Consider the following 22122-nt stretch of genomic DNA (forward strand, 5'->3'; position numbering starts at 1 on the left):
CCCTCGCCCGCAACCTCCTGCGGCCCGTCGTCCCGGTCAAAAGGATTGAGACGGTTGATGGTCGAGCAGCTGCTGAGCGCAACCGCGCCGGCCAGCAGCACGGCGACCATCGGGAGACGGGAGGAGATCATTGCGAAGCGGAACCTTGCTGCTGCGACGCCTCATCGGAGGCCGCATCGTCAGAATCGGTGTCGGGAAGCGCCGCGGCGGCTTTCACCACCCCGGCCAGGGACGCCGCCGAACCGGAGTCGATCATCGCCCGGGCGGCCTGGGCCCGCTGACGGGCCAGGTCCGAAGCGCCGGGCATAAGGGCGATCACCCCGAAGTCTGTGCGCGCTTCATCCATCTCGCCCCCCATCAGCTTGGCGAAGGCCAGCGCCTCCAGCGCCTGGGCGCGATAGGGCCGGCCTTCCTCGGTCAGCGGCTGCAGGCGCGCCTGCATCTCGTCCAGGGGCGCGGTATCGAGGAGGGCGAAGGCGGATTTGAGGCGGGCGGCGTCGGCCAGGATCGGGTCTGGCGCCACCTGGGCGGCCTCGTCGAACAGTTCGACGGCCTCAGCGGTCTTGCGTTCGTTGATCCGCAGGCCGGCCTGCTGCATCAGCGCCATGGCCGCATAGCCCTTGGCGTTCCCCTCAGCGACCTCGGCGAAGCGCTGCTCGGCCTTGCCCATGTCGCCCGCCGCAAAGGCCTCGACACCCTCGGCATAGGTCTCCGAGGCCTCGCTGATGGTCCGGCTCTGCCATGCGCCCCAGCCCCAGATCGCCAGCGCGATGATGAGGGCCAGAGCGAGGGCGCCAAGCACCCAGGGAAGCGCGCGCAGGGCGAGCGTCTTGTAGCGGTCGGCGCGGAGTTGCTCCTCGACCTCTTCAAAAACGTCAGTCACGAATGGGGTACTCCGCGCTCAGGCGACGAAACAGAGGCGGCGAACCTATAGTGCAAGAGGTCCCGCCGCAACGGCGTGGCCAAGCCCTTGGTCGAGGGCCTGATCGAGGGCTTCGGCGAGGCCCGACTAAACGGCCTTGGCGAAGTAGATTTCCGCCGGGCCAGGGAATCGTCTGGCCCGGACATCCTGCGCGTAGGCGTCCACCGCCCGCAGGATTTCCCCGCGCAGATCGGCGTAACGCCGCACGAATTTCGGCGTCCAGTCGAACAGGCCCAGCATGTCGTCGGTGACCAGGATCTGGCCATCGCAGCCGGCCGAGGCGCCGATGCCGATGGTCGGCACGGACACCGCCTCGGTGATCTCCCGCGCCAGGCCCTCGGCGACGCCCTCGACCACCAGGGCGAAGGCCCCGGCGGCGGCCGTAGCCTTGGCCTCCTCGAGGATTCGGGCCCGCTCGTCGGCGCCCTTGCCCTTGGCCTTGAAGCCGCCGTCCACCAACACCGCCTGGGGCCGCAGGCCCACATGGCCCATCACCGGCACGCCGCGTTTCACCATGTAGTCGATGGTGTCGGCCACGGTGGGGCCGGATTCGACCTTCACCGCCTGGGCCCCGGTCTCCTTCATCAGCCGCGCAGCGTTAGCGTAGGCCTCCTGCGCCGAGCCTTCATAGGAGCCGAAGGGCATGTCGATCACGACCATGGCCCGGCGCGAACCCCGCATCACCGCCTGACCGTGCAGGATCATCATCTCAAGCGTCACGCCCACAGTATTGGGCAGGCCATGGACGACCATACCCACCGAGTCCCCCACCAGCAGCAGGTCGCAGGCCTCGTCCAGCAGTTCGGCCATGGGGGCCGTATAGGCGGTGAGACAGACGATGGGCGTCTTTCCCTTCCGCTCGGCGATGTCGGGCGCCGCTAGGCGCCGCACGGTCTCCTGGCGTTGGGCGGACAGGGTCAGATCTCCTCGATGATGCGGGTGAGCACAAAGCCCAGGGCGAGAACCGCCAGGCCGGCGGCCACCCAGATGGTCTCCACCCCCGCCGGGCGGCTGAACAGCCAGTCGGCCTGAGGCGCGATCTGGCGGACGCCCGTGGTCAGCACCCGCGCCGACTCGCTGGACGCCGCCTCGGCGCGGCTGAAGAGATTGGACATGATGAGCTGGCTGGCCCCGATGACTCCGCCGACGACCCCGGCCGATCCGATCAGCAGTCGGCGCGCCGCCCAGCCGCGGTCCAGGCGCCGCTGCACCCGGTCGGCGAAGCTTTCGGCGTCGACGACGACGTCCGGCGCGCGGGCGAACATCCGCTCCAGGGCGCGCTCGAATTCGACCTCAGCCATTGTCGCGGCGTCCCTCAACAGACTGATCCTCCGGCGCCAGGCGCGCCCTGAGTTTATCCAGACCACGTTTGACATGGGATTTGACCGTTCCCAACGGCAGGTTCAAGGCCTCAGCCGCCTCAGCATGAGACAGCCCGGCCCCATAGCAGAGGCTGACACAGAAACGTTCGCCCTCGTTCAGGCCCTTCAGCGCCTCGTCCAGGTCCATCCGCCCGCCCGGATCGGGATGGGCCGTCGACGCCTCGTCCTCGGCGCCGGCCGCGGCCAGGTCGCGAAGGCGCTTGGTGCGCTGCATGCGCCGCAGGCAGGCGCGGGCGGCGATCTTCTTCACCCAGCCGGCGAAGGCGCCCTCCCCGCGGAACTCCGAGATCGATTCAAAGGCCGAGATGAAGGCGTCCTGGGCCAGGTCGTCAGCCTCGCTCGCGCTGGCGCCCATTCTGCGCAGGAGGCCGCGAACGGCCGAACCGTGCCGACGGACGAGTTCGCCAAAGGCCTGCCGGTCGCCGGCAGCCGCGAGACTGGCCAGTTCGACGTCGTGCAGACTTGAGAGTCGGTGTCGTTCGGCGCGCGACATGGCTTTTCCCCAGCGCGCGCGATCAGGACCTGTCCTTGGCCACGAAGGACATGATCACGAAGGCCAGACCGATGAAGCCGGGGAAGGCCGCAATGCCCATGAAGATGTAGGTGGCGTCCGGCTCTTCAAACCCCAGGGCGTAGCCGAAGGCGGCCAGGCCGACCGCGACCCCCAGCCAGATGATGCCGGTGCGGAGGTCCCGCGAAGGTGAGGGCTTGGGCTTCACCTTCACATCCTGGGTCAGGGCCTGGATGAGCTCGGGGGGCAATTGCTGGCCCTTGTCGTAGGCGGCCTGGATCGTCTTGTGGAGCGCCGTCCGCTCCCGAGCCTTCAGGTAGCGGGGCACAACTATGATGGCCACGATCGCGCCGAACACGATCGCAGTCGTAAAGACACTGGAGATGATGCCAGCGATAGCGACGTCCATGAGAGTTTTCCTGTTTAGCGCAGCGGATGCTCTAGACCCGTTCGATCATAAGAGGCCGCGGCCGTCCCTTACAGATGCAAGCGCGGCCATGAAATCTTGGTCATGAACCGGGGCGGCCAGGGCTGCGGCCGGCCCCGTCAGCCGGCCCGCGACCGCCCGGCTTGGCCGCAGCGCGCATAAAAAATCATCAACCCGCGCCCCTCGAAACGATTCCGCCCCACCCTCTCAACCGCGGCGTTTACACCGCAGGATTTCTATGGTGCGCTCGCTCATCCTGATGGTTTTCGAATGTATTTGATCATTTTGGTTTGAATTCCTGCGCACGACACCGCGGGTCGACCAATCGAAGGCAAGACCTCAGGGGACGACAATCGACCGGCAGGCGCTCGAAGGCGCCGACGGTCAACAGTGAAACCACTTGGGGGATGACCACATGGCCGCCAGCCGCGCCCGATCTTTAACCGCACTCCTGCTCGCCACGGCCATGTGGCTGCCGGGCCTCGCCGCCCAGGCCGCCGCGCCGCCGGAGATGAAGGCCGCCGCCGTCGCAGGCGTCGAGGAGCGGGCCAAGCTGGCCCAGGAAATGGTCGACTCCATCTACAGCTTCGCCGAGCCGGGCTTCCAGGAATTCCGCACCTCGGAATATGTCACCGGCATTCTCGAGAAGAACGGTTTCAAGATTGAGCGCGGCGTCGCCGGCATCCCCACCGCCTGGACCGCTACCTGGGGTTCGGGCGGACCCAAGATCGCCCTGGGCAGCGATATTGACGCCCTGCTTGGCCTCTCGCAGGTCCCGGGCTCGGCCGAGATCAAGCCGCAGGTGCCCGGAGCGCCAGGCCATGGCGAAGGCCACAACTCGGGCATGCCGATGATGGTGGTCGCCGCCCTGGCGGCCAAGGAGGTCATGGAGGCCAACAACATCCCCGGCCAGCTCATGCTGTGGCCCGGTGTCGCCGAGGAGCTGCTGGCCACCAAGGCCTTCTATGTGCGCGAAGGGATGTTCGACGACGTCGACGCCAGCATCTTCAGCCACGTCAGCCGCGACTTCTCCACCGGCTGGGGCCCAGCCGGCAACAACGGCATGGTATCGGTCGAATACACCTTCCACGGCAAGACAGCCCACTCGGCCGGCGCGCCCTGGGCCGGACGCAGCGCGCTGGACGCCGTCGAGCTGATGAACGCGGCCTGGAACATGCGCCGCGAACATCTGCCGGTGACCCAGCGCTCGCACTATGTGATCACCAATGGCGGCGGCCAGCCCAACATCGTGCCCGGTGAAGCCAGCGTCTGGTACTATTTCCGTGAACAGGAGTTCGAGACCATCCGCGGCCTCTATGAGATCGGCAACCGCATCTCCGAAGCCGCCGCCATGGCCACCGACACCACGGTCGAGCGCCGCCTGCTGGGCTACGCCGCGCCGAACTACGGCAACAAGCCCCTGGCCGAGGCGGCCTACGCCAATATCCAGGCCGTCGGCATGCCCCAGTGGACCGAGGCCGACCAGGCCTTCGCCCGGGCCACCCAGGACGCCAACCACCTGACGGTGGAGCCGCTGGCGACGGAGGTGTCGCCGCTCTCCACGCCCGACGGCCGCGGCCCCTCCATGGGCGGCGGCTCGGACGATATCGGCGACATCATGTGGACCGTGCCGACCATCACGATCCGCTATCCGTCGAACATCCCCAACACCATCGGCCACCATGTGACCGCCGCCATCGGGATGGCCACGCCAATCGCCCACAAGGGCGTGGTGGTCGGGGCCAAGGCCGTGGCGATGACGGTGCTGGATCTGGTGACGACGCCGAGCCTAGTCACTGAGGCCAAGGACTACTTCCAGAACGTCCAGTTGAAGGACCAGAAGTACGACCCGGTCCTTACGGCCGAGGACACCCCCGGCGTTCACCTGAACACCAATATCATGGCTCAGATGCGGCCGAAGATGGAGCCGTTCTATTACGACCCATCCAAGTACGACACGTATCTGGAACAACTTGGGATCGCCTACCCCAATCTGCCGGCGAACTGAACGTCCCAAGACCTGCGTCTCGCGTTGATCCCCTTGGCGCGAGACGCTCCATATTCGAGAAGGGCCGGCCTCGCCGGCCCTTCTTTTTTGCCTTGCCGGCCTTCTTTACTTACCGCCCCTCGGGGCGATCCTGGAACACGATCGGGGGGGTCGACCGGCTGGTGACCTCGCGGATCACGAAGCTGCTGCGGATCCGCGAGACGTGCGGCAGCATGGACAGCTCCCGGCGATAGACCCGGTCATAGTCCTCGAAGGACTCGACGTTCAGCATGATCAGGAAGTCGGTGTCTCCGGACACAAAGCCGCAATATGAGACCGAGGGGCACTTCACCACCTCGCGTTCGAATTCATTGAGAGCGCGCTCGGCCTGAGAGCTCAGCTCGATCGCCACGAAGACCACCACACTGAACCCAAGCATCGGCAGGTTCAGGTCAGCCGAGTAGCTGAGCACCGCCTGGCGTTCCTCAAGTATCTTTCGCCGCCGAGCCACGGCTGTGCTCGAGAGATTGATCTTCTCACCCAGCCACACGTCGGAAGCCCGGCCATCGATCGACAGCTCTCTTAGAATTTGGAAGTCGATGGCGTCCAAGCCAACGTGTTCGAATTTCGACATGCAATCCCCGTTTCACTGCGCAATTCAGCGGCAGAACCACGAATTGAGCAGAAGATTCCTATATTCAATGTGCTCCACCAGCAATCGAAACTAATCTGTCCCTGCCGAGACAGCGGCCAGCGGGTGCAGATGGGTGTCGGCAGCTCTGGCCGCAAGAAACCGACGCATTGGAACAAATATAACTGGGGGTAGTCTCCATGTGTGGTCGATTTTACAGCAGGTCCGTGCGCCCACTATGGCGCAGCGAGTCCGATTTTTCGAATGGCGGCTTCCTCTGGCGTAGCAGCCCATGAGCCCTGACACGCATCTGCGGCGTCCCTAGGACACAGGCGTTCGCAGAAACCGCCCCCGAGCCTGGCAGATCGCCTCCCCGATCCGGCGCCCAGGGGCCTCCGACCGATCCGAAACAACAGGCGAGCCGGGCCGCCCGGCGCGTCTGGCAGGCGCTCGCCTCACTGGAGGGGCGAGCGTGACGGCTCCTCACGCCCCTGCGGCGGGTGGACGCCAAGCTAGAAGAGTTGAGAACCGCAATGAGCCAACTGTCACTCTCACGTCCCTCTCGCCGCCTCCGCCACTACGCCCTGGCCACGGCCAGCGCCGCCGCCCTGATGGCCCAGGCCGCGCCCGCCCTCGCCCAGATGGCGCCCAGCGCCGAACTGGAAGAAGTCGTCGTCACCGGATCGCGCATCGTTCGCGACGGCTTTGACGCGCCCACGCCTGTGAACGTGCTGGGCTCAGCTGAAATCCTCGCCGAGGCGCCGGCCAATATCGCCGACTTCGTCAACACCCTGCCGTCGGTGGCCGGTTCGGTGACCGCATCGAGCTCGTCGGGCTCGCTGAGCAACGGCCAGGCCGGCATCAGCGCGCTGAACCTGCGGGCTCTAGGTACGGGTCGCACCCTGGTCCTGTTCGACGGACAGCGCTCGGTGGTCTCGGCCGCCACGGGCCAGGTCGACACCAACACATTCCCACAATCCCTGATCTCCCGGGTGGAAGTGGTGACCGGGGGCGCCTCGTCGGCCTACGGGTCGGACGCGGTCGGCGGCGTCGTGAACTTCATCCTCGACAAGACCTATACCGGCCTGAAGATGACCGCCGAATACGGCGAGACCACCTATGGCGACGGGGAAAACTGGAAGTACAATTTCACGGCCGGCTCGCCCTTCGCCGACGGCCGTGGCCACATCCTGCTCAGCGCCGAAACCGTCAGCCAGACCGGCATCCATGGCGAAAGCCGCGACTGGAACACCAACGGCCATTTCGCGATCCGCAACACCGACACCTCGGCGGGGGCGCCTTTTTACATTGTGGCCGATCAGGTGGGGATCTCAGCCTACACCCCAGGTGGCCTGATCACCTCCGGACCCCTTCGCGGCACCTATTTCGGCGTCAATGGCCAGGTCAGCCAGCTCGCCTACGGCGCCGTGTCGGGCCAGTGGATGGTCGGCGGCGACTGGGAGTACGCCTCCTCGGGCATGAACGGGAGCAACTCCTTGCTGCCTGATGAGGACCGCGACAGCTTCTTCGGGCGGATCAGCTATGAGCTGACCCCGAACATCAATGTCTTCGCTCAGGCCTCGTACGCCTATTATGAGGGCTTGAGCTACTACATCCAGCCGACCAATACGGGCGTCACCATCCGCTCAGACAACGCCTTCCTGCCGCAATCGGTGCGTGACCAGATGACGGCGCAAGGCCTGACCTCCTTCGTCATGGGATCAAGCAATGCCGACCTGCCGAAGTCGGGCAGCAACAACATCCGCGAGACCTCGCGCTTTGTGGTCGGCGCCGACGGCGACTTCAGCCTGCTGGGCCGCGACTTTGGCTGGGACGCCTACTATCAGCATGGGGTCACCGAAACCCAGGAAGAGCTGACGCCGACCTGGAACAACGCCAATCTGGCGCTGGCCACGGACGCGGTGGTGCACCCCACCACCGGCCAGATCGTCTGCCGCTCAACCCTGACCAGTCCGACCAACGGCTGCGTGCCGCTGAACCGCTTCGGCATCGGCGTCGCCAGCCAGGAGGCCATCGACTATGTGCTGGGCCAACCCCTGCGCAACCAGGAGTTCGTCCAGGACGTGGTGGCGGTGAACTTCACCACCGACTTCGCCGGATGGGCCGGCCCGATCGACATCGCCTTCGGCGGAGAATGGCGCAATGAGACCATGGATGGGGAGGTCGATGCGCAGTACCAGTCCGGCTGGAAGTACGGGAACTACAAGGTCACCACTGGCGAGTACGACGTGGTCGAGGGCTATATCGAAACCCTGGTCCCGATCTTCGAGGGCCTCGATTTCAACGGCGCGGCCCGATACACGCGCTACAGCACGTCGGGCGGCGTCACCACCTGGAAGGCGGGCCTGACCTACACGCCGATCCCGGACATCACCCTGCGCGCCTCGGCCTCCCGGGACATCCGGGCGGCGAACATGAGCGAGCTGTTCGACGCCGGCACCGCACGCAGCAACGCGGTCTCCATCAACGGCGTGTCCACCGCCTTCGTCCAGAACCTGCAGGGCAATGTCGATGTCCAGCCGGAGGTGGCCGATGGTCTCGGCCTGGGCGTCGTCTTCCAACCCAGCTTCCTGCCTGGCTTCGCCGCCTCCGTTGACTACTATGAGATCAAGGTCGAGGGGGTGATCGACTTCGTCACCGCCCAGCAATCGGCCGACTTCTGTTTGCTCAATAACGTCCAGCGATACTGCAACAATCTCCGCTACGAGAACGGGCAACTCGCCTTCATCGATCTATACTACGAGAACCTGAACAGCCTGAGCGCCAAGGGTCTGGACATCGAGGCGTCCTACAGGACCTCGCTCGACGCCTATATTCCGGGCGCGGCTGGCGACCTGAGCCTGCGGGCCATGGCGACCCACTACATGGAGAACGTCACGGACAATGGCGTCACCGCCATCGATCTGGCGGGCTCCAATGTGGGTTCTACGCCGGACTGGGTTTACCGGGTCACGGCGGCCTACAACCTTGATCCCGTCAGCTTCAATGTCACGGCGCGCGGTGTCAGCGACGGGGTGATCAGCAACGCCTATACCGAGTGCGCGAGCGCCTGCCCGACGCTGGCGCCGCCCTATTACACGATCAACGACAACCACATCGACGGCGCCCTCTATTTCGACGCCTCGGCGACCTATGCCTTCGACATCGGCCAGAGTGCGGCCAGCGGCGAGGCCTACATCTCGATCAAGAACCTCTTCAACAACGAACCGCCCCTGACGGCCAACCCTGCCGCCCTGGGCGCTGAAAACACCGTCGGCTATCTGCAGACCAATCGCAGCCTCTATGATGTTCTGGGCCGCACCTTCCGGGTCGGGATGCGGCTGGCCTTCTAAGCCCTCCAGCAGCATCCTGATGCGCGGCGCGTCGGTCTTAGGGCCGGCGCGCCGTCGCTGTTTTGAGGCGACGGGCGTCCCGGCTTGGCTATAACCCGTAACACCGGTGTGGCGCTCTGCAGCGCACCCAAGCCAAGGCCCGCGATGAGACATCTGAAACGCTATCTGCCCCTGGCGATCCTGGTGATCGGCGTGATCGCGGTGTTCGCCAGCGGCGTGACCCGCCATCTCAATCTCGAAGCCCTGCAGACCCATGAGGCGGCCCTGCGCGTCATGGTGGCCGACAACCTGGTGGTCGCCCTGGCCGCCTTCATCGGGATCTACGCCCTCTCCACAGCCCTCAGCGTTCCCGGCGCCGTGATCCTGACCCTGGCCGGCGGCTATCTGTTCGGAACCTGGGTGGGCGGCGCGGCCACCGTGGTCGGCGCGACCCTGGGCGCCATCGCCGTCTTCTATGCGGTCCGTACGTCCCTCGGCGCCGCCCTGCGGGACAAGGCCGAGGCCTCGGGCGGGCGGCTGAAGGCGATCATGGACGGCGTCGAGGCCGGGGCCTTCGGCTACATCCTGACCCTGCGCCTGATCCCGCTGGCGCCCTTCTGGCTGGTCAATGTGGCCGCCGCCCTGGCTCACGCGCCGTTGCGGGCCTACGCCCTGGCCACCCTGATCGGCATCATGCCCGCCACCTTCATCTACAGCGGGATCGGCGCAGGCGTCGGCGAGCTGCTGGCGCGGGACGAGGCGCCGGACCTCGGCGTGATCTTCCAGCCGGCCATCTTCCTGCCGCTGGTGGCGCTAGGCCTGCTGTCGCTGGGGGCCACCATCTTCCAACGCCTGCGGGCCCGTTCGGGGAAGACGCTGTGAGCACCTCCATCAAGGCCGACATGGTCGTCATCGGCGCGGGGTCGGGCGGCCTGTCCGTCGCCGCAGGCGCGGCCCAGCTCGGGCTCAAGGTCGTGCTGTTCGAAAAGGGCGAGATGGGCGGCGACTGCCTCAACTATGGCTGCGTCCCCTCCAAGGCCCTGATCGCCGCAGCCACCGCGGCCCATGAGATGCGAACGCCCAACCATCTGGGGATCAACACGGTCGAAGTCGCCGTCGATTTCCCGCAGGTCATGGCTCACGTGCGCGCCGCCATCGCCACCATCGCGCCCCACGACAGCCAGGACCGTTTCGAGGGCCTGGGGGTGAAGGTGGTGCGCGAGGCCGCACGGTTCGTCGACGGACGCACCGTGGCCAGCGACAGCGTCACGGTGCGGGCGCGCAAGATCTTCATCGCCACAGGGTCCCGCGCGGCGGTCCCCCCTATTCCCGGCCTGTCGGAGGTCCCCTTCCTCACCAATGAGACCCTGTTCGACCTGGACGTCCTGCCCACCCGACTGATCATACTGGGCGGCGGCCCCATCGGCGTGGAGCTCGGCCAGGCCTTCCGCCGCCTGGGCTCCGAGGTGGTGATCGTCGAGGCTGACCGTCTGCTCGGACGTGAAGATCCCGCCGCCGCCGCTACGGTCCTGGATCAACTCACTGCCGATGGCGTGACCCTCATGGCCGGCCGCAAGGCCGTGCGGGTCGAGCCCGGCCCAACCCTCATCGTCGAGGGCGCAGCGGGCGAGGAGAAGATCACCGGCTCGCACCTGCTGGTCGCGGTCGGTCGCCAGCCGTCGCTGGCCGGCCTGGACCTCGAAAAGGCCGGCGTCGAACGCAACGCCCACGGCGTGGTGACCGACAAGAGCCTGCGCACCAGCAACCGCCGCATCTATGCCGTGGGTGACGCCGCCGGCCGCGGCCAGTTCACCCATCTGGCCGGCGCTCACGCAGGGCTGGTGGTGCGTCGGGCCATCTTTGGCCTGCCGGTGAACGCCGACACCCTGCAGGTCCCCCGCGTCACCTATTCCGATCCCGAACTGGCGGCCATCGGCCTTGGCGAAGCCGAGGCGCGCCAGGCGCACGGGGACGATATCCGCGTGGAGATCGTCGAGTTCGCCGGCAACGACCGGGCCATCGCCGAGGGCGATGTGCGGGGCTTCGGCAAGCTGATCACCACGGCCAAGGGCAAGATTCTCGGGGTGACCCTGGTCGGGCGCCACGCCGGCGATCACATCCAGCTCTGGGCTCTGGCCATGTCTGCGGGCCTGAAGCTCAGCCAGGTCACCGGCATGATCGCCCCCTATCCGACCCGGGGAGAGATCAACAAGCGGCTGGCCGGCCAGTGGTACACGCCGGCCCTCTTCTCAAACCGCACCCGCAAGGTCGTCGCCCTGCTCAAGCACCTGGCCTGAGGCGACCGGCCCGGGCGACAAACCCCAGGTCCAGGCGGCGCTTCAGCCACAGGGCGGCGCGACCATGGGTCCACAGGCTCCCGCGCATGGCCAGGCCGGTCCCGTCGCCGAGATCCATGATCGACAGCCAGCGGGCCTGGGGGCGGTAGAGCGTAAGCGGCGCATCCGTCGCCCTGGCGATCAGATTGGCCAGCAGGACCGGCGCGGCGCGCACGCCAAACACGCCGGCCGCGGGCCGCTCGGCCCTGTCGATGGCCGCGCAGTCGCCCGCAGCGAACACCCGCTCATCGGCCACCGACTGCATCTGAGGCGACACGACCAAGCGCCCGTCGCCCCCGACCGGCAGGCCCAACGCGCCGATCAGCGGCGGCGCCTCCAGACCGGTAGCCAGCACCAGGGCGTCGCAGGGAAGGCTGCGCCCATCCGCCAACTGGCAGGTGGAGGACGTCCGAGCTAGCACCTCTCCGGGCTCGAAGATGACGCCGCGCCCTTCGAGCAACTGCCTCAGATGGCGGCCGGCGCGCCCTGGCGCCCAGGATGCCGCCACGTCGCCGACCAGGCGGATACGCGGCGCAAGTCCATGGCGGGCGGCGAGACCGGCCAGGGCCGCGGCGACCTCGAAGCCGGTCTGCCCGGCGCCGGCGATGACCGCCTGCGGCGACTCCGACCGGCACGTCATCTCCGCCTCCAGCCAGGACTTCAAGGCGAACAGATTGTCTAGGGGCTTGACCGGCCAGACCCCCGGCTGGCGGGCCAGGCCGCGCGGATCGCGCGAGACGCTGCCAATGTTGAAGGAGATGAGATCAAAGGCCTGCGGCGCGCCCTCGGCCAGGATCAGACGCCGACCGGCAAGATCGACGGCGCTGACCTGCGTCGGATGGTGTTCCACGCGCGCGGCCTTCGCCAAGGCGGCCACGTCGAGGCCCGCCGCCTCTCTCCCGACCGCGCCCGACAGCACCCCTGTCGCCAGGCCGGAATAGTCGAACCGCGCAGGCGCCACGAGAACAGGATCCAGCCCCGCGGCGCGCAGTGTTCCCGCATGGGCCAGCAGATGAAGATGGGCGTGGCCAGCCCCAACGAGGACGAGCCGCATCAAGCGCCAGCCCGCCTTGCGTCAGTCCTCGCCTAGGCGGTCTTCCACATCGTCGAGATAGTCCTCGATGCGTTCGGCGTTGGCTCCCAGATCGCTCAGCCCCACCCGCGAGGTCGAACGCATGTCGATCAGGCTGCCGCCACCCGGCGCAGGGCGAACCCGCACGGCCACGTCATCCTTGAAGCCGAACCAGAAGGTCTCCGCCGTGGCTTCGATCGCCCCGGAGGCCGGCTCGGCCCCAACCAGGGTCCAGCCCTGGGCCTCGACCTCTGCCTGGGCTGCGGCGAAGGCGTCAGTCGGGGGCGCCGCCACGGTCAGGGTGCGAACCTCGGGATAGGCCTCCCGACCGATCTGCCCCAGGGTCTTGCCCTCAAGCGCGGCGAAGCGCGGCCCCTGATAGGCGGGCAGGCTGGTGATCGGCGCCGACAACTGCGCCACCGGGTTGGCGCCTTCGCCATCCCGCACCGCCAGCAGAGCCGGCGAATAGGTGGGCGGGTCGTCGATATTGGTCGCGACATCGTGGATCGGCGGGATGTCGGCCGACTGACCTCGTATCCAGAACAGGTAGCCGAGGCCCAGAGCCGGGATCAGCAGGGCGATCAGCGCAGCCTGCCAACCCCTGCGCGGCGCCCGCGCCAGGGTGATGACCAGGGCCACCAGCCCCAGAATCGCCGTCCCGATCAGGATTCGCGGCCCCCACTGGATGATCATCACACCAAGACCGGTCCGCCACGACCAGAGGCCGAACTTGGTGCCCAGGGCCGCGGCCATGAACCAGACCGGAACCAGCAGCGACAGAATCAGCGCGACTCGCGCCAGCATCGTTCTCATCAGCCCAGCCCTTGATCGAATGGCGAAGGCGCAACCGTTCCACGAACCTGGGCCATAGGCTAGTGGCGCATTTGAAACCGGCGAGCCTTGTGCTTCGAATAGGTCTAGCAGGACCCTTGAACCGACAGCCCGCCGGGAGACCGATGACCCGCACCGCGACTTCGCCCTTCGCCACCCACCGCGGCGCAGCGCCGCCCGGGCGTTTCGTGAATCCGGCGATCACGGCGGATGGTTCGGCGCGCGCCACCGTGCCCCTGACCGCCCTGGAGACCCTCTGGTTCAACACCGGCACGCTCTGCAACATCGCCTGCGCCAACTGCTATATCGAGAGCTCGCCCACCAACGACGCCCTGGCCTATTTGCGGGCGGACGACGTGGCGCGCTATCTGGACGAAATCGCCCGCTCGGGGCTGGCGACCCGGGAGATCGGCTTCACCGGCGGCGAGCCGTTCATGAACCCGGACATCCTGGCGATGCTGGAACAGGCCCTGGCCGCCGGCTTCCAGGTGCTCGTGCTGACCAACGCCATGCGACCCATGACGCGCTGGGGCCAGCGATTGGCGGATCTCGCCAGCGCCTATCGCGACCAGTTGACCTTCCGGGTGAGCCTCGACCATCACACCCAGGCTCTGCACGACTCCGAGCGCGGCCAGGGCTCCTGGGAGAAGGCCTGGGAGGGGCTGGACTGGCTGCGTGACCAGGGCCTTCGCATCGCGATCGCCGGCCGACGGCTGATCGACGAGCCAGAGACGGAAGCCCGCAGCGCCTATGGCGTGCTGTTCGCCGCACGAGGCCTGGACGTGGCGGCCGACAACCCCAGCGCCCTGGTGATGTTTCCCGAGATGGAGGCCGACGCTGAAGTTCCCGAGATCACAGAGGCTTGCTGGGGAATCCTAAATCGAAATCCAACTGAGATGATGTGCGCCACCAGCCGAATGGTGGTCCGCCGCAAGGGCGCGCCCCGCGCAGCCGTCGTCGCCTGCACGCTCACGCCCTACGACCCCCAGTTCGAGCTGGGGGAAAACCTGGAGCAGGCCGCCGTCAGCGTGTCTCTCAACCATCCGTTCTGCGCGCAGTTCTGCGTGCTGGGCGGGGCGAGCTGCAGCGCCGGATGAGCGACCTGGCCGACCTGGCGGTCGTCATCCCCACCTTGAACGCGGCTCCCCGTCTGGCCGCGACCCTGTCCGCCCTGCCGCGGGTGGGGCAGGTGATCGTTGTCGATGGCGGCTCCACCGACGACACGGCGCAGATCGCGACGCGCCATGGCGCCCATCTCGTGACCTCGCCGCCCGGCCGCGGTCGGCAGCTCGCAGCCGGCGCCGCGGCGGCGACATCCCCATGGCTGCTGTTTCTGCACGCCGACACACAGCTCGACGCCGAGGCCTGGACGGCGGCGCGCCGCCATCTCGCCGAGCCGGCGGGTCCCGATCGTGCAGGCGTCTTCCATCTGCGGCTGGACGACACCGCCTGGCCAGCGCGCCTTCTGGAGCTTGGCGTAAGGCTGCGAGTCACCCTCCTCGCCCTGCCCTATGGCGACCAGGGCCTGCTGATCTCGCGCCGGCTCTATGACGAGGTGGGCGGCTTCGCGCCCCTCCCCCTGATGGAGGATGTCGATCTTGTGCGCCGCCTCGGACGCGGGCGGCTGACGTCCCTGGGCGGCAAGGCGACCACCTCGGCCGAACGGTGGCGCAGGCGAGGCTGGCTGCGCCAGACCCTGACCAATCTGCGCTGCCTTGGCCTGTATCTAGCCGGCGTTTCTCCTGAGCGGATCGCCAGGATCTATGGCCGCTGAGCGTGCACGGCGCCATCTGGTGATCTTCGCCCGCCAGCCCCGCTATGGCGTGGGCAAGCGGCGGCTGGCCCAGGACGTCGGGAACCTCGCGGCCCTGCGGTTTTCCCGCAGCGCCCTGGCCGAACTGGTGCGCCGGCTTGGCCGTGATCCGCACTGGACCCTCTGGCTGGCCATCACCCCAGACCGCCCCACGGCCTGGGTCCGCCAGGGCCATCCCATCGGACAGGGCAAGGGCGATCTTGGCGAGCGCCTCACCCGCGTCGCCCGTGCGCTGCCGCCGGGCCCGGTGGTGATCCTCGGGGCCGATACGCCGGGCGTGACCCGCACCGATGTGACCAGGGCATTTCACCACCTGGGAAGCCACGCCGCCGTGCTGGGGCCGGCCCGCGATGGCGGCTACTGGTTGATCGGCCTGCGCCGGGCGCCCCGCGACCCCGTCCCCTTCACTGGCATTCGCTGGTCCACAGAGCACACCCTGGCCGACACGCTGACGAGCCTTGCGGGTCACCCTGTCGCGGAGCTTCAGATGCGCGAGGACGTGGATGACGGTCCGGCCCTGAGACGCGCGCTCAGGCGTCGGCGGCTGGTTTGAACTTCCGCGGGCAGATCGCCGCCAGCTTTTCGACCCGTTCCGGCGCCCACAGGGCCGGGTCGGTGATGATGGCCTGATCGAGGCCAGTGTCGATGGGCGATGGCGCCCGAACCTCCGGCAGTCCCAAGGCCAGGGCCGCGATCATCTGGCGGGCCGTGTCGGCGTTGCTGAGCAGCACCTCCAGCACATTGGTCACCTCGACATGGGCGGTGGCTTCGCGCCAGCAGTCATAGTCGGTGACCATGCAGACATTGGCGTAGGGGAGCTCGGCCTCCCGCGCCAGCCGGGCCTCCGGCATGGCGGTCATGCCGATCACCGAACAGCCCCAGCTGCGATAAAGGTGGCTCTCGGCGCGGGTGGAAAACTGCGGCCCCTCCATGGCCAGATAGGTCCCACCTTCGACCGTGGGCGCACCGGCCGCCCGCGCCGCATCCGCCGCCGCCGCCGACAGCCGCGGGCAGACCGGATCTGCCATGGAGACGTGGGCCACCAGGCCTGAACCGAAGAAGGAGGCCGGCCGCGACACGGTCCGGTCTATATACTGATCCGCCACCACGAAGGTCCCCGGCGGCAGCTCTTCGCGCAGAGAGCCGACGGCCGAGACCGACAGCACATCCGTGCAGCCGGCGCGCTTGAGCACGTCGATATTGGCCCTGGCGTTCAACTCGCCCGGCGGAATGCGATGGCCGCGACCGTGACGGGGCAGGAAGACCAGGCGCACGCCCTCGAGTTCGCCGGCGATCAGTTCATCGGACGGTGCCCCCCAGGGCGACTCGATGCTGAGGCGCCGACGGTTGCGGAGGCCGTCGAGCTCATAGAGCCCCGAACCGCCGATCACGCCCAAGGTCCACTGTTTCATCGCCGTCCCCGATCACGCTGGCCCTGACCAAGCCGCCAGCTGGCCTAGCCAAGGACGCCGCCCCTGTCGACCGCGCCCGATTGGGCCGGGGCGCCATTCTCTTCGGAACGGACTGCCGCCAAGCTTGTTGTCTCTGATCAGGTTGAATTCTCGCGGCAGGAGGGGGCGTGGACGAGACAACACAATCCGGCCTTGGGAACATCCCCTATTGCGGGCCGCCGCCCGCTCCCAACGGGCTATGGGCGGACTGGAATCTCGACCCCGCCGTCCTGGCCATGCTCGGGCTCTGCGCCGTCTGGTATTTCACACAAGCTGCGGTGGGCCGCGGCCAAAGGGCGGCCTTTGTCGGCGGACTGGCCGTTCTCGTCATCGCTTTCGTCTCCCCGCTCTGCGCCTTGAGCACCTCGCTGTTTTCGGCCCGCATCGCCCATCACATGCTGATGGTCGCGGTCGCGGCGCCCCTGCTGGCCATGGCTGCGCCCCGACAGCTGCCGGGCGGCTGGCTCACCGGCGCGGGACTTGCTCACATGGTCATCCTCTGGGTCTGGCATGCGCCGATGGCCTATGGCTGGGCCCTTGAGGCCACGGCGACCTACTGGCTGATGGAGCTCAGCCTGCTGGCCAGCGCCATCGCGTTCTGGAGCACGGTCTGGTCCCGTCGGGCCGAACCGCCCGCCGTCATCGTCGCCCTGATCCTCACCATGGCGCAGATGGGCCTGCTGGCGGCCCTGATCACCTTCGCCCAGGCGCCGCTCTATGCTCCTCATCTCCTGACCACCCGGGCCTGGGGGCTGAGCCCCCTGGAGGACCAGCAGCTGGCCGGCCTGATCATGTGGGCGCCCGGCGCCCTGCCCTATTTCGCCGCCGTCCTTTGGCTTGCGGCGCGCTGGCTGCACGGCCTGGAGAGAGACGAGGCTTCGGCGTGGCCTGGCTGAAATTCCTGCACATCTCTGCCCTGCTGGTCTGGGCTGCGGGCCTGGTCTACCTGCCCGGCCTGCTTCTAGCCCACCGCGGCGTGACCAATCGCGAGGACTTCATCCGCATTCGTAACGCCAGCCGCTTCAGCTACAACGCCATCGCCTCCCCGGCCGCCGTCGTCGCCATTGGGGCCGGCACGGCGCTGCTGCTCCTGGCCCCTGGCGTGCTGCAGGGGTGGATGTTCCTGAAGCTGGCGCTGGTCGGTCTGCTGGTGATGGCGCACGTCCAGTACGGCTTTGTGCTGACCGCGCTGTCGGAACGCGACAGCCGGCCGCCACGCCGCCGATTGCTCGCCGTCTGGGCCGCGGTGTTCGTGGCGATCCTGGGCATTCTCTGGCTGGTGCTGGAAAAGCCGTTCCTGGGCGTCAGCGCCCTGCCGGCCTGGCTGCTGGAGCCGGGCGGTCTTCAGTCGCTGCTTTCGGACACGCCGATCTGATGCTCGAATACCAGCTTACCGCCGTGCCAGCCCGCGAGACCGACAAACACCAGGCCAAGGCCCGAAAGGAAAAGGCCCCAGGGCAGCACGGCCGCCTCGCGGTCGAACAACCGCAGGCCCCAGTTGGCGGCGATCACGCTCAGCAGCATCATGGCGGCGACCGCATGACTCCAGGGCTCGGAGCTGCGCCGGATGCCCCGCGAGACCAGCAGTTCGGCCGTGCCGCTGAGGGCGGCTGTCGCGCCCATGGCGAACCCCCAGCCGCTCGTCCAGAGGCCGACCCGGGCGAAGAAGGGATCGGCCGACCACCAGTAGAAGAGATCGGCGCCAAGGGTGGCGCAGACCAACGCGATCGGAAAGGTCACCAGCATGACGTGGATCGGGTGGCCGGCGAGCTGGATGCTCGACTGCACGCGGTCCTCAAATGGATCTCGCGATCGATCCTGCTTCAAGCTGGCCTCCTCCGTCGTCCCCATAGGAGCCGAACGCTGCGGCCCTGCCAAGGGTTCGGCCTGACAGTCACGCTTTTGCTGGCCGGCTGCGACACGCCGTTGTCCACCCTGGCGCCGGCCGGCGACTCTGCGACCGCGATCGCCGTCCTCTGGTGGGTGATGCTGGCCGGGGCGACGATCATCTTTGTCGGCGTGCTCGGAGCGGCGGTCTATCCGCTGATCCGCCGCCGCACCGACGTCGCCCTCCCTGAGAGGGCCATGCTGGTCGGGGGCGGGTTGATCTTTCCCGCCGTCGTGCTGCTGGCTCTGCTGGTCGCCGCCCTGCTGGTGGGTGATCGGCTGAGTCCACGCGGGGAGCCGGACATCCTGAAGATCGAGGCGGTCGCCGAACGCTGGGCCTGGACCTTCCACTACCCCGATGGCCGCACGCCGACGCAAGATGTTCTGCATGTGCCAACCGGCGCGCCGTTCGAGGTCCATGTCACCAGCCGCGACGTGATCCACAGCTTCTGGCTGCCCCGGCTGGGGGGCAAGATCGACGCTATCCCGGGCCAGGTGAACATCATCCGCCTGCAGGTCGCCGAGCCTGGCGTCTATCGCGGCCAGTGCGCCGAGTTCTGCGGCGTCGGCCATGCCGCCATGAGCTTCACCCTGCAGGCCCACGCCCCGGAAGACATCCCATGACAGACGCCCGCCATCCGCCGGCGATGTCCGCCATCGCCCGTCACAAGGCCCTGGAGCGCATCTGGGGCACGCCGAAGGGCTGGGGGGCGCTGTCGGCGGTCAACCATTCCACCGTCGGCCTGCGCTTCATCGTCACCTCGCTCACCTTTTTCCTGATCGGCGGCGTGCTGGCCATGCTGATCCGGGCGCAGCTGGCGGGGCCTGAAACCGACTTTCTGAGCGCGGCGGCCTACGGCCAGGTCTTCACCATGCACGGCACGGTGATGATGTTCCTGTTCGCCATTCCCCTGATCGAGGGGCTGGCCCTCTACATGCTGCCGAAGCTGCTGGGCGCCCGGGACCTGGCCTTCCCCCGGCTCAGCGCCTTTGGCTACTGGTGCTACCTGTTCGGGGGCTCGATGCTGATCCTGGCCCTGCTGGCGGGTGTGGCGCCCGACAGCGGGTGGTTCATGTACACCCCCCTGTCCTCCAAGCCGTTTTCGCCCGGCATCAATTCCGATGTCTGGCTGGTGGGCGTGACCTTCGTCGAGGTCTCGGCAGTCTGCGCGGCGGTGGAATTCATGACCACGGTCCTGAAGATCCGCACCGGCGGCATGGCCCTGCACCGTATGCCGATCATGGTCTGGTACCTCTGGGTGACCGCCGCCATGATGCTGTTCGGCTTCCCGCCCCTGATCCTGGGCAGCGTGCTGCTGGAGATGGAGCGCGCCTTCGACTGGCCGTTCTTCGATCCGTCCCGCGGCGGCAGCCCGCTGCTCTGGCAGCACCTGTTCTGGCTGTTCGGCCACCCCGAGGTCTACATCATCTTCCTGCCCGGAGCCGGGATCATCTCCACCGTCCTGCCGGTCTTCACCGGCCGCAAGCTGGTGGGCTATTCCTGGATCGTGGTGGCGCTGATCGCACTGGGCTTCATCAGCTTCGGCATCTGGGCCCACCACATGTTTGCGACCGGCATTCCGTACCTGTCCCTGGCCTTCTTCTCGGCCGCCAGCACCCTGGTGGTGATCCCCACGGCGGTGCAGATCTTCGCCTGGCTGGCCACCTTGCTCAGCGGCCGACCGCGCATGACCCTGTCGATGCTTTACTTCTACGGCTTCCTGTCGACCTTCGTGATCGGCGGACTGACCGGCGTGATGGTCGCCGTCGTGCCCTTCGACTGGCAGGCCCACGACACCCACTTCGTGGTGGCCCACCTGCACTATGTCCTGGTCGGCGGTTTCATCTTTCCGGTGCTGGCGGCGATCTATTACTGGCTGCCGCACGTCTCGGGCCGCAAGCACCTGGAGGGGCTGGGGCGCACCGCCTTCGGTCTCATCTTCCTGGGCTTCAACGCCGCCTTCCTGCCCATGCATCTGACCGGCCTGCTCGGCATGCCGCGACGGGTCTATACCTATGGCGGCGACCTGGGCTGGAACCTGCTCAATCTGGTCAGCTCGATCTCGTCCTTCGTGTTGGCCATCGGCTTCGCCCTGGTGCTGGTCGATGTGATCCAGGTGGCGCGCTTTGGCCGCCGCACACGACGCAATCCCTGGAACGCCGGCACCCTGGAATGGGCCATGCCCACGCCGCCACCCGCCTACAATATCGGCTCTCAGCCTGAGGTCGGCGACCGCGACCCCCTGCACGAAGACAGGGATCTGCCCGCGGCCATGGCCCGGGGCGAAGGCTATCTGGGCGAACCCCGCAACGGCTGGCGCGAAACCCTGGGCGTCAACATGCTGACCGGCAAGCCCGAGCAGGTCGTGCTGCTGCCCGGTCCCACCTTCATGCCTCTGTGGACTGCGCTCGCCACCGGCCTCTTTTTCGTGAGCTTCCTCTTCAAGCTCTATCCGGTCTCCGCCCTGGCCTTCGTGCTGATCGTCGCCTGCGTCTGGCGCTGGATGTGGGACTCCGGTTTGCGGCAGGACGCAGAGCCCGTCGCCATCGGACGCGGCCAGACCGCTCCCCCGCACGCCACCACGGCCGACCCGCCCACCCTGTGGGGCATGGTCTTCACCCTCATGGCCAATGGCGTGCTTTTCGGAGCGCTGGTGTTCGGTTATCTCTTCCTCTGGGTCGTCGCCCCCAACTGGCCGCCGCCGGACCTTCTGAGCCGCGAGCCGGTCACGCCGCTCCTGCTGATCGCCAGCGTCGCGTGCGGGCTCTGGGCGGTCTCGCGGGCCGCCCGCGCCAACGCCCTTGACGAGCGGGGCTCCAGCCAGGCCGGCCTGTTGATTTCGGCGGGGGCAGGGCTTGGGGTGGCGCTGGCCGCGCTCGCGACGCCGGTCTTCACCGCGCCATCACCGACCGTCCATGCCTATGGCGCGGCTGTGAGCTTCATCAGCGGCTATGTGGCCTTCCATGGGCTGATCGCCGCCCTCCTCAGCACCTATGCCTGGGCTCGCGCCCGGCATGGCTGGGTGTCGATCCAGCGGCGGGTGGAGTTCGCGACGCTTCGCCTTTGGTGGCTCTATCTCGCCGCCGTCGTGGGGATCAGTCTCGCCCTCCTCCATGGTCCGGTCTGGCTGTCATGATCCCGCCCGCCCGCAACTTCTGGCGTCTCGTCCTCCTAGTAGCCGCCTTCATGATCTGGAGTCTCGCCTTCATCGCCCTCTACGGGGTTCATGGCGTCGCCTGCGCCGCAGGCTGGGCCAGCGCCCAGGACCCGTGGCCCCTGCGCCTGACACTGATCGGCGTCTGGGTCGTCATGACCGCCGGCGCCGGCGTCTTCGCAGTCTGGACCATGAAGCGGCCCGCCGAAGACCGGCCAGCCCAGCGGTTTCTTAGAAGCGCCACCCTGGCGACAGCTGTGATCGGCGTCGTGGCCACCGCCTGGCTCGGTGCGCCGCTGTTCCTGGTGCGCATCTGCGCCTGACGGAACTCCTGGCCTCTTCGTCCGTTGGCGGGGGGCAGCAAAAATTCTGAAGGAGGGGGAGC

Annotated in this window: 22 protein-coding genes; 12 read left to right on the plus strand and 10 right to left on the minus strand. The window is 67.6% G+C overall.

What is annotated here, in order from left to right; genetic code table 11:
* Positions 1-127 precede the first annotated feature (127 nt).
* From V7702_RS06760 to V7702_RS06780, 5 genes are all read right to left on the minus strand, one after another.
* The gene (locus tag V7702_RS06760) at positions 128-883 is read right to left on the minus strand and encodes a tetratricopeptide repeat protein (protein WP_335649377.1); all 756 of its coding nucleotides are present in this window, start codon (positions 881-883) and stop codon (positions 128-130) included.
* A gap of 126 nt (positions 884-1009) precedes the next feature.
* Positions 1010-1837 carry a 3-methyl-2-oxobutanoate hydroxymethyltransferase gene (gene panB, locus V7702_RS06765; protein ID WP_335649409.1) on the minus strand — a complete coding sequence of 276 codons (828 nt, stop codon included), beginning with the start codon at positions 1835-1837 and terminating at the stop codon, positions 1010-1012.
* A 2-nt stretch (positions 1838-1839) separates the two neighbouring features.
* A complete protein-coding gene (locus V7702_RS06770; protein WP_335649378.1) occupies positions 1840-2223 on the minus strand; it encodes a hypothetical protein in 384 nt (127 codons plus the stop codon).
* Positions 2216-2797, minus strand: a complete 582-nt coding sequence (locus tag V7702_RS06775; protein WP_335649379.1) for an RNA polymerase sigma factor — start codon at positions 2795-2797, stop codon at positions 2216-2218. Before V7702_RS06775 ends, V7702_RS06770 begins: the two co-directional genes overlap by 8 nt.
* A 22-nt stretch (positions 2798-2819) precedes the next feature.
* Positions 2820-3224, minus strand: a complete 405-nt coding sequence (locus V7702_RS06780; protein ID WP_335649380.1) for a DUF6249 domain-containing protein — start codon at positions 3222-3224, stop codon at positions 2820-2822.
* Between the two features lie 433 nt (positions 3225-3657).
* Here V7702_RS06780 and V7702_RS06785 point away from each other — a divergent pair, with 433 nt between their 5' ends.
* Entirely contained in the window at positions 3658-5250 is a 1593-nt protein-coding gene (locus V7702_RS06785; RefSeq protein ID WP_335649381.1) for an amidohydrolase, read from the plus strand.
* A 109-nt stretch (positions 5251-5359) separates the two neighbouring features.
* Here V7702_RS06785 and V7702_RS06790 read toward each other — a convergent pair whose 3' ends face one another.
* Positions 5360-5863 carry an Lrp/AsnC family transcriptional regulator gene (locus V7702_RS06790; protein ID WP_304712349.1) on the minus strand — a complete coding sequence of 168 codons (504 nt, stop codon included), beginning with the start codon at positions 5861-5863 and terminating at the stop codon, positions 5360-5362.
* Positions 5864-6393: 530 nt separating this feature from the next.
* Here V7702_RS06790 and V7702_RS06795 point away from each other — a divergent pair.
* From V7702_RS06795 to V7702_RS06805, 3 genes are all read left to right on the plus strand, one after another.
* Positions 6394-9213 (plus strand): TonB-dependent receptor plug domain-containing protein, encoded by a 2820-nt coding sequence (locus tag V7702_RS06795; RefSeq protein WP_335649382.1) that lies wholly within the window; start codon positions 6394-6396, stop codon positions 9211-9213.
* Positions 9214-9357: 144 nt separating this feature from the next.
* Positions 9358-10074, plus strand: coding sequence for a TVP38/TMEM64 family protein (locus V7702_RS06800; RefSeq protein ID WP_335649383.1), 717 nt, complete (start codon positions 9358-9360; stop codon positions 10072-10074).
* Positions 10071-11489, plus strand: a complete 1419-nt coding sequence (locus tag V7702_RS06805) for a dihydrolipoyl dehydrogenase family protein (RefSeq protein WP_335649384.1) — start codon at positions 10071-10073, stop codon at positions 11487-11489. Before V7702_RS06800 ends, V7702_RS06805 begins: the two co-directional genes overlap by 4 nt.
* Here V7702_RS06805 and V7702_RS06810 read toward each other — a convergent pair.
* Positions 11473-12582 (minus strand): FAD-dependent oxidoreductase, encoded by a 1110-nt coding sequence (locus V7702_RS06810; protein ID WP_335649385.1) that lies wholly within the window; start codon positions 12580-12582, stop codon positions 11473-11475. The genes V7702_RS06805 and V7702_RS06810 overlap by 17 nt on opposite strands.
* 21 nt (positions 12583-12603) lie before the next feature.
* Positions 12604-13413, minus strand: coding sequence for a DUF1499 domain-containing protein (locus V7702_RS06815; protein ID WP_335649386.1), 810 nt, complete (start codon positions 13411-13413; stop codon positions 12604-12606).
* Between the two features lie 143 nt (positions 13414-13556).
* Here V7702_RS06815 and V7702_RS06820 point away from each other — a divergent pair, with 143 nt between their 5' ends.
* From V7702_RS06820 to V7702_RS06830, 3 genes are read left to right on the plus strand one after another with little or no spacing between them, the layout of a single operon-like run.
* The gene (locus tag V7702_RS06820) at positions 13557-14528 is read left to right on the plus strand and encodes a radical SAM protein (RefSeq protein ID WP_335649387.1); all 972 of its coding nucleotides are present in this window, start codon (positions 13557-13559) and stop codon (positions 14526-14528) included.
* Positions 14525-15205, plus strand: a complete 681-nt coding sequence (locus V7702_RS06825) for a TIGR04283 family arsenosugar biosynthesis glycosyltransferase (RefSeq protein WP_335649388.1) — start codon at positions 14525-14527, stop codon at positions 15203-15205. Before V7702_RS06820 ends, V7702_RS06825 begins: the two co-directional genes overlap by 4 nt.
* Positions 15195-15797, plus strand: a complete 603-nt coding sequence (locus V7702_RS06830) for a TIGR04282 family arsenosugar biosynthesis glycosyltransferase (protein ID WP_335649389.1) — start codon at positions 15195-15197, stop codon at positions 15795-15797. The genes V7702_RS06825 and V7702_RS06830 overlap by 11 nt, the downstream gene beginning before the upstream one ends.
* Here the strand turns inward: V7702_RS06830 and mtnP are convergent.
* On the minus strand, positions 15775-16656 hold the full coding sequence (gene mtnP, locus V7702_RS06835) for an S-methyl-5'-thioadenosine phosphorylase (protein WP_335649390.1): 882 nt from the start codon (positions 16654-16656) through the stop codon (positions 15775-15777). The two genes, V7702_RS06830 and mtnP, sit on opposite strands and share 23 nt — an antisense overlap.
* A 167-nt stretch (positions 16657-16823) precedes the next feature.
* Here mtnP and V7702_RS06840 point away from each other — a divergent pair, with 167 nt between their 5' ends.
* Positions 16824-17591: a cytochrome c oxidase assembly protein gene (locus V7702_RS06840; RefSeq protein ID WP_335649391.1), complete on the plus strand. Its 768-nt coding sequence runs from the start codon at positions 16824-16826 to the stop codon at positions 17589-17591.
* Positions 17579-18070, plus strand: coding sequence for a CopD family protein (locus V7702_RS06845; RefSeq protein ID WP_335649392.1), 492 nt, complete (start codon positions 17579-17581; stop codon positions 18068-18070). The genes V7702_RS06840 and V7702_RS06845 overlap by 13 nt, the downstream gene beginning before the upstream one ends.
* Here V7702_RS06845 and V7702_RS06850 read toward each other — a convergent pair.
* Complete coding sequence (locus V7702_RS06850; RefSeq protein WP_335649393.1) at positions 18040-18483, minus strand: DUF2231 domain-containing protein; 444 nt, start codon at positions 18481-18483, stop codon at positions 18040-18042. The two genes, V7702_RS06845 and V7702_RS06850, sit on opposite strands and share 31 nt — an antisense overlap.
* A 138-nt stretch (positions 18484-18621) precedes the next feature.
* Between V7702_RS06850 and coxB the strand changes: the two genes are divergently transcribed.
* Genes coxB through V7702_RS06865 form a run of 3 tightly spaced genes read left to right on the plus strand, consistent with a single transcriptional unit; the run spans position 18622 to position 22060 of the window.
* Positions 18622-19206: a cytochrome c oxidase subunit II gene (gene coxB / locus V7702_RS06855; RefSeq protein ID WP_335649394.1), complete on the plus strand. Its 585-nt coding sequence runs from the start codon at positions 18622-18624 to the stop codon at positions 19204-19206.
* Positions 19203-21719, plus strand: a complete 2517-nt coding sequence (ctaD, locus tag V7702_RS06860; protein ID WP_335649395.1) for a cytochrome c oxidase subunit I — start codon at positions 19203-19205, stop codon at positions 21717-21719. The genes coxB and ctaD overlap by 4 nt, the downstream gene beginning before the upstream one ends.
* Entirely contained in the window at positions 21716-22060 is a 345-nt protein-coding gene (locus V7702_RS06865) for a hypothetical protein (RefSeq protein ID WP_335649396.1), read from the plus strand. Before ctaD ends, V7702_RS06865 begins: the two co-directional genes overlap by 4 nt.
* Positions 22061-22122: the final 62 nt, after the last annotated feature.

This window comes from Phenylobacterium sp. (assembly GCF_036963605.1).
Lineage (GTDB): Bacteria > Pseudomonadota > Alphaproteobacteria > Caulobacterales > Caulobacteraceae > Phenylobacterium.

What these genes read in the sequence shown, in the direction of transcription:
- V7702_RS06770 (WP_335649378.1), bottom strand. Translation starts at nt 2,223, where the DNA reads ATGGCTGAGGTCGAATTCGAGCGCGCCCTGGAGCGGATGTTCGCCCGC.
- V7702_RS06775 (WP_335649379.1), bottom strand. Translation starts at nt 2,797, where the DNA reads ATGTCGCGCGCCGAACGACACCGACTCTCAAGTCTGCACGACGTCGAA.
- V7702_RS06780 (WP_335649380.1), bottom strand. Translation starts at nt 3,224, where the DNA reads ATGGACGTCGCTATCGCTGGCATCATCTCCAGTGTCTTTACGACTGCG.
- V7702_RS06785 (WP_335649381.1), top strand. Translation starts at nt 3,658, where the DNA reads ATGGCCGCCAGCCGCGCCCGATCTTTAACCGCACTCCTGCTCGCCACG.
- V7702_RS06790 (WP_304712349.1), bottom strand. Translation starts at nt 5,863, where the DNA reads ATGTCGAAATTCGAACACGTTGGCTTGGACGCCATCGACTTCCAAATT.
- V7702_RS06795 (WP_335649382.1), top strand. Translation starts at nt 6,394, where the DNA reads ATGAGCCAACTGTCACTCTCACGTCCCTCTCGCCGCCTCCGCCACTAC.
- V7702_RS06800 (WP_335649383.1), top strand. Translation starts at nt 9,358, where the DNA reads ATGAGACATCTGAAACGCTATCTGCCCCTGGCGATCCTGGTGATCGGC.
- V7702_RS06810 (WP_335649385.1), bottom strand. Translation starts at nt 12,582, where the DNA reads ATGCGGCTCGTCCTCGTTGGGGCTGGCCACGCCCATCTTCATCTGCTG.
- V7702_RS06815 (WP_335649386.1), bottom strand. Translation starts at nt 13,413, where the DNA reads ATGAGAACGATGCTGGCGCGAGTCGCGCTGATTCTGTCGCTGCTGGTT.
- V7702_RS06820 (WP_335649387.1), top strand. Translation starts at nt 13,557, where the DNA reads ATGACCCGCACCGCGACTTCGCCCTTCGCCACCCACCGCGGCGCAGCG.
- V7702_RS06825 (WP_335649388.1), top strand. Translation starts at nt 14,525, where the DNA reads ATGAGCGACCTGGCCGACCTGGCGGTCGTCATCCCCACCTTGAACGCG.
- V7702_RS06830 (WP_335649389.1), top strand. Translation starts at nt 15,195, where the DNA reads ATGGCCGCTGAGCGTGCACGGCGCCATCTGGTGATCTTCGCCCGCCAG.
- mtnP (WP_335649390.1), bottom strand. Translation starts at nt 16,656, where the DNA reads ATGAAACAGTGGACCTTGGGCGTGATCGGCGGTTCGGGGCTCTATGAG.
- ctaD (WP_335649395.1), top strand. Translation starts at nt 19,203, where the DNA reads ATGACAGACGCCCGCCATCCGCCGGCGATGTCCGCCATCGCCCGTCAC.
- V7702_RS06865 (WP_335649396.1), top strand. Translation starts at nt 21,716, where the DNA reads ATGATCCCGCCCGCCCGCAACTTCTGGCGTCTCGTCCTCCTAGTAGCC.